General features: G+C 67.6%; 5 protein-coding genes. 3 read left to right on the top strand and 2 right to left on the bottom strand.

Annotated features, from left to right (window positions below; genetic code table 11):
- Positions 1–110: 110 nt before the first annotated feature.
- Positions 111–284 (top strand): hypothetical protein, encoded by a 174-nt coding sequence (locus tag IQ292_RS17015; RefSeq protein ID WP_203311522.1) that lies wholly within the window; start codon positions 111–113, stop codon positions 282–284.
- Positions 285–367: 83 nt separating this feature from the next.
- On the opposite strand, the gene IQ292_RS17010 is transcribed toward IQ292_RS17015, so the two are convergent.
- Both IQ292_RS17010 and IQ292_RS17005 read right to left on the bottom strand, forming a co-directional pair.
- Positions 368–6,463: an HTH domain-containing protein gene (locus tag IQ292_RS17010; protein WP_203311521.1), complete on the bottom strand. Its 6,096-nt coding sequence runs from the start codon at positions 6,461–6,463 to the stop codon at positions 368–370.
- A gap of 265 nt (positions 6,464–6,728) precedes the next feature.
- The gene (locus IQ292_RS17005) at positions 6,729–7,415 is read right to left on the bottom strand and encodes a TMEM175 family protein (protein ID WP_238941205.1); all 687 of its coding nucleotides are present in this window, start codon (positions 7,413–7,415) and stop codon (positions 6,729–6,731) included.
- Positions 7,416–7,612: 197 nt separating this feature from the next.
- On the opposite strand from IQ292_RS17005, the gene IQ292_RS17000 reads away from it, so the two are divergent.
- Positions 7,613–8,314, top strand: a complete 702-nt coding sequence (locus IQ292_RS17000) for a potassium channel family protein (protein WP_203311519.1) — start codon at positions 7,613–7,615, stop codon at positions 8,312–8,314.
- A gap of 130 nt (positions 8,315–8,444) precedes the next feature.
- Complete coding sequence (gene topA / locus IQ292_RS16995; RefSeq protein WP_203311518.1) at positions 8,445–11,018, top strand: type I DNA topoisomerase; 2,574 nt, start codon at positions 8,445–8,447, stop codon at positions 11,016–11,018.
- Positions 11,019–11,061 lie beyond the last annotated feature (43 nt).

Here is an 11,061-nt window from a genome sequence, read left to right as displayed (position 1 = left end):
GAACTTGTTCGTCGTCTTGCTCGTCATAGCCCCTTCCTCTCAGGAGTTAGAGCCTCCGACAAACCCGGCGCGGTTCAATAGCCATCGCACCCTGGCTCAAGCTCGATGTCGTGCATCACCTTCATACGTCCTTCCAGCAGACGGAGGAAGAGCTGGAGGCCTCGCGTATGGAGCGCGTCCAGGAACTGCAGCAAGCCGGCCTTCTGTCAGCCGAAGTCGGCGACGACGACTTCGACGACAAGGGTTCGACGGTCGCTTCCACTGCCGCGTCGACGGACGATTGAGCTCGGTTTCGCGCCCCTAGTTGTTGAAGAAACCAGCCGTCGGTCAGGAGCGACGAAGCGAGACGGAGCGGTGCTCGGCAAAGCTATTCGCCGAGCAGCGCTCCCGACCTGATCGCCTCCAGTTCATCGACCCACTCCGGCCGGGCCGTTTCGAGCAATTCGATGACGCGGGCGAGCTGCGCGAATTCGTTGGGGTTCAGCCCCGAGTTGACCAGCCGCCTCAGATGGCGTCCTAGAGAGGCGGTACGCTCGCCCTCGGGAAACGCGGCGCCCGCCGTAACGAGAAGTTGGACGACGGCGGGCACGGCGAGCCTGTATTCGGTTCGCCGGTCGACGATCCGGCAGGCGACGCCCTCCGCCAACGTCGAGATCCGCCAGCGGGCCGCGACCTGCATCGCGATGATCGGCGTCGTCGCTCTGCCCTCACCGGCGGCGCGGTCGACGTGCGCCAAAGCGCGTTCCTCCAGCACGGATGTGTCCGCCGGCGGGACGTAGCCCCAGCTGAAGCCGAAGAGCAGCGAGTCCGCCTCGTCCGGAGGTGCTTCCGCCAAGGACGTCACGGCTGCGTGACCGTCCTCCTCCTCGATCGGCCTCGCTTTGCCGAACTCGTCCAGCGGACCGGGCAGTCTGAGACCGAGTCCCATCCCGCGTGACTCGAGAATCTCGGATCGTGCGGTGGTGATCTCATGCCAGCGGTCGGGCCGCTCTTCCGAAGGAACAGCGTCGATGACCATCGCCACGCGAGCCACCAGATTGGCGGCGATGGCTTCCGGAACCAGCCATTCGCGCGCCCATACCGGCGCCTCCCACCGATCCATCGCCCCGCCTATCGCCCACGTCGAGAGGGCCCACCGCCGTACAGCTGACAGCAGCCCCGCCCGGTCCACAGCGAAGCGGCTCAGTGCGCGGCATGCGTGGCCGGCGTGCGCGAGAGCAAGGGCACGCCGGAATTCGGAGGGCGAACCGGCGAGCACGCCTTGATCGAGCGATGTCAGCGCGATCGTGGCGGTGATCGCAAGTAGCTCTACCGAAGTGTCGATAGCCCCCTCCTCGCCGAGAAGACGGTCGAGCGCCACCGTCGCGGCCTCCCGGCACGTCACGTCGCGCGCGCGACCGGCAAGCACGGTGAAGCCGGCGAGCTTGCTGAACGGGTCGGCCTCGCCAGACAGCGCTACGCCCAGGATGGCGACGTCCGCGTCGCTTAGTCCGTCAGTCATCACTTCCAGCGGCAGGTCGGGAGAGACCGCCAGGGTCGCCGACGCGCCGATCGCTGACGCGACATGCCGCGAGGCTGCGGTCGCTTCCGCCAGCGCGGCGAGCGCGCCCGGCAGCGTCCCGTCACCCAGTTCGGGGTCGAGGAGATTTCCGAGGTAGGTCGGCGACGTCGCCATCAGGTCGCCGAACGCGAGCTCGCTCTTCGCGGCGACGCCTTCCACGAAAGCCTGGGACGTGGTGTTCAGCTCCTTGAACAAGGTGGTGAACGCCTCCGGCGTCGGCTTCTCCGACCCGAGCAGAGCGCGCCAGCGCGCGGACCTGACCGGTGACAGCGTCCGGTTGGCCGTAAGCCGATCGAACGTGATCAGGCGGGTGTCGGCGTCGTCGGCGAAGAGTCCCGCCTCTCCGAACCCAACCGACTTGCCCTCGATCGTGGCGATGACTCTGCCGTCACCCCGGCGCGCCGGGTCGGTCGCGAGCGGCCTGCCGTCGGAGTCAAGCAGTTCGGTAGAGTTCCCCCGAAACGCTTCGCCAAGGAACGCGACGAGATCCTCGATTGCGACGTCGTGGCCCGAAATGACCACCTCGTCCCTCTCGTATCCAAGCGCGCGACGGGCATCCGCCCGCTCGGTGACCCTGTCGAGCAGCGAGGGTGGCATGTACCCGGCGACCATTCGCCGTACCTCGACGGCGGTCATGTTGATTTTCGCGCCGTCGACATCCTGCTCCAGGCCCTCTTGCATCAACAGGAAGAGCCGTACGCGCTCCACCGTCGTGTCGAGCGCCGCGCGGTCGCGGCCTTCCAGCCGCGATTCTACTGCCTCCGCCCACCACTCATGGTACGCGTCCAGCCTTTCCGCCGGCACGTTCATCGGGGTCGCTAGCAGAGCGTGCATGGTGGCGGTCGTGGCAACGCTCCAGACCCGGGCGTCGTCGAGGTCGTCCTTGGCGGCGAGGCCGGCTACGACGGGGATCATGGCGAAGAGCCAATCGGCAGCTACCCTGGCCGCGCTAACTTCAGGCAGCCGCGTCCAGCAAGCTCTGATGGCTCGCGCAATCGCAACAACGCTGTTCTCGAGCCATAGCCGATCGGCCGGCAGGTTCACCGCGCCGCGCAGTATCGGAAGGTGGATCGAGTCGCGGATCGCCCGCAGCGGACGCGGGGCGCCCCTGGTCCAGTCGCCGGTCGCAGCGGCCTCGAACACCTCGTCCGCCTCGATTGGGACCAGCGCCACGCCGGCCTCCCGCAGCTTGCGATAAGCGGACGCGCGCCTTGCCGCGTCGATCGCGCCAATGCGCTGCAGGTGGTCGATCATGTCGAGCGGGGTTGCAACCGGCCGGTTCATCCCCGCGGCATCGGTGAAATGGCCATGGCCGTTCACCATGCGATCTCCCGAGACGAGGACGTCAACGGGGGAACCCTCCTGCAGCAGCGACACCAGCGGCGTCATCTCGAGACCTCTTTCCGACCCGTCGCTCTCTCTAAGCCTACTGCGGTCGAAGGGGCCCAGCGTCACCTTGCCGGAAGCGAGCGCCGACGAGATCGCGCGCCGAACCGCCTCGATCGCGCGCTCCAGTTCGGTAGAGCGGCGCTGACCTGCGATCTCGGCCTCTGCGATGCGAATTGCATGAGCGTCGACGTGGAGTTCGACGCCGGCGGCGACCAGCGCGTCGAGCATGCCGCAGTCCTCGAACGAGTTGACGACGACGCCGTCGAGCAGGAGCGGCCGATCAAGGTCGATGTCGGGCTCATTCGGCCAGCGCCCGCCTAGACCGGAGACGCGGCCCAGCGCCTGGCCAGCCTCCTCCGCCGCGATCTCGCCTTGCCTGGCAAGGGCCTCCACCACAGCGTCGGGGCTGGCCAGTCTGTCGGCGAACGGAGCCGGATCGCGCTCGCGCTCGCCAAGCGATCCGGGCTCAAACAGCGGAAAGGTGTGCACCAAGCGTCCGTCAAGCGCTTCGGCATGCCGATGGAGGTGGACGATATCGTCCTCCTGGCCCGCGTCGTCGATTACGCGGAGCGAGCCGGCGTCCACTAGAGCCTTGACCCTGACCGCCTGTTCCACACGAGCTGGCTGCACACGGTGTGCCTGCTCAAGGTCGTGGAGGAGGAGCGGCAGGGTTCCCGCGGGGATCACGATACCGGGCACGTGATCCAATGTCTGCTGAAGGAGGCCGCAGAGCTGAAGCGCGAGAATGGCCGCAGGGTCGAGGCCGATGCGTGCGGCGTTCGCAAGGTCGAGCGGAGAGCGGTTGCCGGCCACGAGCGGCAGGCAGAGTCGCGCGCGGGGCGGCAGGGCAACGTTCTCGGCTAGCCGCGCGAGGATCAGCTCCGACATCGTCGTGCCTAGCGGTCGGGCGGCTAACGTTATCGGCAGCGCGCCCGACAGGATCATGCGGTCGAGCTCGGCGGCCCTCGCCTGGACCTCGTCTCGCATCCTGATCACCTCGCGCACGCTGCCCTTCTGGAGCGGCCCGTCCTCGCCCGAGGCAGCGATGGCGCGCCTTAGCCATTCACCAGCCTCGGTACCCCAGTCAGTCCCCCGGCGGACGGCGAGGGTGTAGGCCTGCACGAGGATGGAGGGATTGTCGGGCTCGCGCTCCACGGCGGCACGCGCAAGGTCATCGGCTAGAGGGTTCCCGGCGGCATGGGCGATACCCGCGGCCTGCAGGAGCTGCCGAGGGTCGCGATGTTCGCGGCGCTCCAGGTCCTGTACGACAAGGGGCGCGAGCCGGTGCCAGTCGCCGCCCTCGATCTCGATGTTGATCGCCAGCTGCCTGAGGCTGGGCCGGTCCGGATCATCCGCGCGAAGAGCTTCGGTAGCGGTACGCGCCTCATCCAGACGACCGCCTCGGTAGAGCCGCCAGGCGACGTGCTCGCGGAGCGAGGCCCGGGATTCGACGACGTCGCCGAGCTCATCGAGAAACGCATCCAGCTCGGCGTCGCGGCCTGCGTTGAACAGCGCGCGGCAGGCTCGCACTGCGTCGTCCGTTCTACGCCGTTCGCGCCAGAGCCGAATCGCGTAGTCGGCGGTGCGCTCGTCGTCCGCCTCCGCGAGCGCCTGAACCAGGAAGTGAAGCTCGGTCTCGGATTGGCTGGCCTCGTAGGCCGCGAGACGGAGCGCCACCTGGTTAGCACCCTCCTGCTCGGCGATGACCAGCTCGAGCCGGGAAATGGAGTCGGGTTCTAGCTTCTCCCCGGCGGCCGCGAGCCGCTCGCGCGCCTCCGCGGTTCTCCCCTTGCGGGCGAGGACCTCAACCTCCAGTCCGTGCGCGATCTCGGCCGGCAGTAGCCTTGCGGCGCGCTCCCGATGCGCGTCGATGAGATTGAGGATCTCGTCGCCGTCGTCGCCGCGGATTGCGAGCTGGAGCGCGGTCATGAAGTGTGCGTCCGTCCAGCCGCCCAGCGCCGCGGCCCGCTCGAGCTCGGCCCGAAGGTGCCGGTCATCGAACGGGAGGCCATGCTCTATGGCGATCCATGCGACGTCGAGCACCGTTGCCGGATCATCGAGCCTTAGGAGAAGGTCGGCGCGGGCGGCCTCGCGGATGCCGGCATTCGCCGAGCCGAGCGCAAGATAGAAGCGGGTGGCCTCCACCGTATTCATGAACTCCGGCGCGCGCAGCCGGGGTCCGATCGCCTTCAGGGCGTCAAGGTCGGCGAGGGCCGAAGTTCGCAGCCGCTCCCCCTCCGGATCGTCCCGCAGGTGGGTCGCCCGTGGGAACTGGCCAGCGTTCTCGAGCATGCCCTCGCGCCGGCCCTCGGGCACCATCATCGTTATCCTAAGGCGAGCCCGGTGGTACAGCAGGACCGGGTTCTCAGCCACATGGTCGCCATCGGCCGCGTCCAGCATGGCCTCCGCCTCGTCCCATCGTCCAGCCTCGGCGAGCCAGGTCGCGACCATCGGGAGCATGAAGCCGTTGAGCGAAGCGGCCGGGGCGTGGCCCGGCTGCACGTCCAGCGCGCGCTCCCGGCCGTCGCGGCCTGCGATGGCCTCCAGCATCAGCCCGAGCGAAGTCCGATCGTTTCGCCGGGAGACGAGCGCGATGGCGCCCGTCCAGTCCTTCCGCGCCAGCGCTACCCGCGCCCGGTCGGTCGCGAGATCGGTGGCGCCGATCGCCTCGGCTGCGGCAATAAGCTCGTCGGCCTCCTCAGGCCGCTCGGCTCGGGCCAGCAGCTGGGCGGCCAGCCGCATCGCGGCGATGCGGGCGTCGCGCGGTGCGGAGGCGAGGTCGCCGTCCCGTGCCCTTGCCGCCAGCGCGACCACGCGCCCGAGCCTTGCCGGGTCGTCTATTGACCTTGAGGCTGTCTCGAGCTCCACCTCGCGCTGGAGGTGGTCGCCGATCACGTCGATCGGTACGCGCGCCAGCGCGGCGCCCTCGGTTCTGATCAGGTTGCGCAGTATCTCAGGCTGTCCGTCCAGCCTGACGCCGACGTCGCGCACCTGCTGCTCGATGCGATCCGCTCTGGCGTTGGTCACCTGGATGCCGAGCCTGGCATGCGCCGGCAGCTTGGCGTCGACGCTGAACGCGAGGAATGCCACCGCTTGGTCGAACATCGCCTCGCCGTACCATTCGCCGTCGCCGGTTGCCGCCACGTATGCTGCGGCAGCCTCGCGTCGGTCCCTGCCATCATCATCTGTGCCAACGACAAGCGCGAAAGCGGCCCGCTTCAGGCAAGCTCGTACATCAGGATCTCTCAGCCACTCCCGCACCGGTTGGTCGCCGAGAGCGATCGGCGGGTCTGCCAAGATGTTCTTGGCGAGCTGAACCACGTGGCTGGCGAGCGTGGGGGCGTCGCCAGTCAGCAGGTCGAGCGCGGATTCCAGCTCCCGATCGACGGTCGCCGGGTCGGGCGCGCCGCCGGCCGAAGCGCCGCGGACGTGCCACTGCTCGCGTGCCGCCTTGAAGGCGGGCACCGCGAAACCCTTAAGGCCCTTGAACGCACTCCACGGATCAATCGACAAGCGCCCTCATCCTCGCTGCTGCTGCTGGCTATCTAGGTGAATTACGATCCTTATTCACCCCGCTCAAATGCAATGCCGCCATTCCCGAGCCGCGCATCGGGCGACTGCAGGAATGTCTGAGCATGAATTCGCGACAGACTGCGCTAGCAAGCCAAAGCTCCTTTCGGGACGACATAGATAATGAATGTCCGGTGAGAAAGCCGCTTTCTTAGCGTGTAAGACCTAGCGTGCGCGAGCGTGTTACTCTCGTAAGAAAGACACACTGTTAATGTGCGGGATTACTCTGATCGGCGGTCACCGGCGGCGCCTGCCCGGAGTCGGGAACGCTTCCCTTGCGGCGCAATGCCGCGCCGATCAGCGGCCCGCCAAGCGTCAGCGCCACGAGCACCGCGAGCGGCGAGATCATGCCGGCCACGAGGGCGAGCAGACCCAGAAATATGGGGATCATCGCGCCGCGGAGATGCTGTCGTTCCAGCTCGGGCGACACGCCGGGTTTGAGCAGCGTGCCTTGCGCGAAGGCGGCGCGGATCAGCACCAGATTGGCAAGCCCGAGCACGGTCAGCCACGCGCAATAGAAGCCCACGCCGACCCGCAGTTGCACGTAGGTACTGAGCACTGCGGCCGGAAACGGCATGAAAGCGACGGCGAGCAGGAACAGGGTGTTCGTCCAGAGCAGCCGCGTACTCGTCCGGTCCAGCAGGCCGAACAGCTGGTGGTGCGCTACCCAGAATCGGCCGATGACGAGGAAGCTCGACAAGAAGCCGATATAATGCGGCATCAGATTGATCAGGCGGATGCCCAGTCCGCGCTCGCTGAGCACGGGCAGTTCCGGCACATGGATCTCGACGATGAGCAGCGTCATGGCGATCGCGAAGACCGCGTCGGAAAAGAAGGTCAGCCGTTCAAGCTGCGATTCGTCGTGCGCCCAATCGACTCCGGTCTTCGCCGTCATGTCCATGCCCCCCGCTGGCCGATCCGGCCGGTGCGGCCGATCCTATACGAAGGGTGGTTCGGCAGTCACCGGCAAATACGCGAACCGCGCTGCCCACGGTCTGCCGTCTCCACGACGCGCCGCGTCCATCAATCCGCAATTCAGGGTTCAGGCCGCAAGGGCGTGTCGCTCCGATCGACGGTGAGGACACCGGCCCCATGCCGCAATGGATCAACGACCGCGACCGCCTGGTCGATCACAGCCTGTCGGCGCTGCTGGTGGTGCAGGGGGTGACGCTGTTCATCGTCGTCCCGCTCGCACAGGACTGGGCGGCCGGGCGAACGCTGCTCGACCTGTGCCATCTTGCCTTCGCGGCGATCTGTATCGCGGTGCTGACGCGCCATCGGCTCGTGCAGATGGTGCTCGCCGCGTCGATCGCCCTGCTCGTCGCCTGGCCGCTGTTCGGCCTGCGGCTCACCGGCGCCTTGCACCTTGATCCGGTGGAGCAGCATGAGGCGATCGCGGGCGCGGCGCTCGTCTTCAACGGCGCGGTGACGGGCGTAGTGGCGCATCATGTCTTCGCCGCGGGGCGCGTCACGGCACATCGTATCCGCGGCGCGGTGCTGCTGTACCTCGATATAGCCGCGCTGTTCGCCATCCTGTACGGGATCGTCGCCATGCACGTGCCGCATGCCTTCACCGGGCCCGACGTGCTGCACGCCGCTCCGGAGCGGTCGACGGCGGCCTTCACCTATTTCAGCCTGACGACGATCACCACTACCGGCTATGGCGACATCGTTCCCGCCGCCGCGCTGACGCGCAGCCTCGAGGCGGTGATCGGCCAATTGTTTCCCGCCACCCTGCTCGCGCGGCTCGTCGGCCTTCATCTGGTGCACGAACAAAGGGCGCGACGGGATTGATCATCCGGCACCGCCGCCCGCTCTTCCTCGATGAGGGCCAAGCGCCGTTCGGGAACGCCGGATCGCTTGACGGCCGCGTCGGTGCTCCCCACCCTCGCGCGTACACGTAAGGAACGCTAACGCCCCCGCCATGCAGCTTGTCATCGTCGAATCGCCGGCCAAGGCCAAAACCATCGAAAAGTACCTCGGCTCGGACTATCGCGTCCTCGCCTCCTACGGCCATGTCCGCGATCTGCCGGCGAAGGACGGCAGCGTCGACCCCGACGCCGGCTTCGCGATGGAATGGGAAAATTACGCCGACAAGACCCGCCAGCTGAAGGCGATCGCGGACGAGGCGAAGCACGCCGATCGCCTGATCCTCGCGACCGACCCCGACCGCGAGGGCGAGGCGATCAGCTGGCACGTGCAGGAAGTTCTCAGGGCGCGCAAGGCGCTGCCCAAGGACGTGCAGCGCGTCACGTTCAATGCGATCACCAAGCCTGCGGTGACCGCCGCCATGGCCGCCCCGCGCGAGCTCGATACCGACCTGATCGACGCCTATCGCGCGCGGCGCGCGCTCGACTATCTCGTCGGCTTCACGCTGTCGCCGGTGCTGTGGCGCAAGCTGCCGGGCGCCAAGTCGGCGGGGCGGGTCCAGTCCGTCGCGTTGCGCCTGATCGTGGACCGAGAACGCGAGATCGAGAAGTTCGTCGCGCAGGAATATTGGTCGGTCATCGCCCAGATGGAGCATGACGGCACGCCCTTTGCCGCGCGCCTCGTCACGTGGAAGGGGCAGAAGCTCGATCGGCTCTCGATCGGCAATCAGGGCGATGCGCTGGCCGCGAAGGCTGACGTCGAGGCGGGGCGGTTCACCGTCCAATCGGTCGAGACCAAGCCTGCGACGCGCAACCCGCCGCCGCCCTTCACCACCAGCACGCTGCAGCAGGAGGCCGCCCGCAAGCTTGGCTTCTCGGCCGACCATACGATGCGGATCGCGCAGGGGCTCTACGAGGACGGCGCGATCACCTACATGCGGACCGACGGCGTGCAGATGGACGGCAGTGCGATCAGCGCCGCGCGCCGGGCGATCGCCGACCGCTACGACGCGCATTACGTCCCCGATGCCCCGCGCCAGTACCAGACCAAGGCGAAGAACGCGCAGGAGGCCCACGAGGCGATCAGGCCGACCGATTTCGGCAAGGACCGGGTCGGGTCGGGGGACCATGCGCGCCTCTACGGCCTGATCTGGAAGCGCGCGCTCGCGAGCCAGATGGCGTCGGCCCGGCTGGAGCGGACCACGGTCGAGATGGCGGACGGTACGGGTCGGAACGTGTTGCGCGCGACGGGCCAGGTCGTGATGTTCCCCGGCTTCCTCGCGCTGTACGAGGAAGGTACCGACGACACCCAGGACGAGGAAGCGCGCCGCCTGCCGCGCCTGCGCGAAGGCGATTCGCCGGCGAAGAAGGCCGTCGACGCGGAGCAGCATTTCACCCAGCCGCCGCCGCGCTTCTCCGAGGCCTCGCTGGTCAAGCGGATGGAGGAATTGGGCATCGGCCGGCCGTCGACCTATGCCTCGATCATCAAGACGCTGAAGGACCGCGGCTATGTCCGCGTCGAGAAGAACCGCTTCTTCGCCGAGGAAAGCGGGCGGCTGGTCACGGCCTTCCTGGAGCGCTTCTTCGAGAAGTATGTCGGGTTCGACTATACGGCAGAACTGGAAGAGGAACTCGACGACGTATCCGGCGGCCGTGCGCAGTGGCAGAAGGTGCTCGAAGCCTTCTGGCGCGACTTCAAGCCGCGCACCGCGGAGGTGATGGAACAGCAGCCGAGCGCGATCACCGCCGAGCTCGACCAGTTCCTCGGCGACTATCTCTTCCCCGAAAAGGCGGACGGCTCCGATCCGCGCCTGTGTCCCAATTGCGGCGAGGGACGGCTGGCGCTGCGCGGCGGGCGCTTCGGCGCCTTCATCGCCTGTTCCAACTATCCGGAATGCAAGTTCACGCGCCGCTTCGCGCAGGCAGGCGCGGCGGACGGCGCCGACACCGGTCCGGAAAACCTCGGCAAGGATCCGGCGACGGGGCTCGAGGTGGAACGGAAGTCCGGGCGTTTCGGTCCGTACATCCAGCTCGGCGAAGGCAAGGACGCCAAGCGGGCGTCGATACCCAAGGATATCGGCGAACTCGATCTGGAATGGGCGCTGAAGCTGCTCAGCCTGCCGCGCACGATCGGCAACCATCCCGAGACGGGCGAGCCGATCACCGCCTCCATCGGCCGCTACGGCCCTTATCTGGCGCACAGCGGCAAATATGCGCGGCTACAGTCGACCGCCGAGGTGTTCGAGACCGGCATGAACGCAGCGGTCGCGAAGCTCGCCGATGCCGCGGCAGGCGGTGGCCGACCGCAGCGGGGCGCCGCGCGTGCGCCGCTGAAGGAACTGGGCAAGCATCCGCGCACCGAAGCCGAGATCAAGCTGATGGAGGGGCGTTATGGTCCCTACGTCACCGATGGGACGACCAATGCGACTCTGCCCAAGTCGATCACGCCCGAGGCGCTGACGCTGGAAGAAGCCGCGCAGCTGATCGACGCGCGTGCCGCGGCGGCCCCAGCGAAGAGCAAGGCCAAGAACAAGGCACCGGCGAAAAAGGCAGCCGCCAAGCCGGCCGCCAAGAAAGCGCCAGCCAAGGCAGCAGCGAAGAAGGCACCGCCCAAGAAGGCTGCCGGCTAACGGCGCGCGGTTCAGGCCGGCGAAACCCGGATACGGGCGAAGC

The sequence above is a fragment of the Sphingomonas beigongshangi genome (assembly GCF_016820445.1).
In the GTDB taxonomy this organism is placed as follows: domain Bacteria; phylum Pseudomonadota; class Alphaproteobacteria; order Sphingomonadales; family Sphingomonadaceae; genus Sphingomonas; species Sphingomonas beigongshangi.
This window is presented reverse-complemented; position numbering and strand designations above follow the sequence as displayed.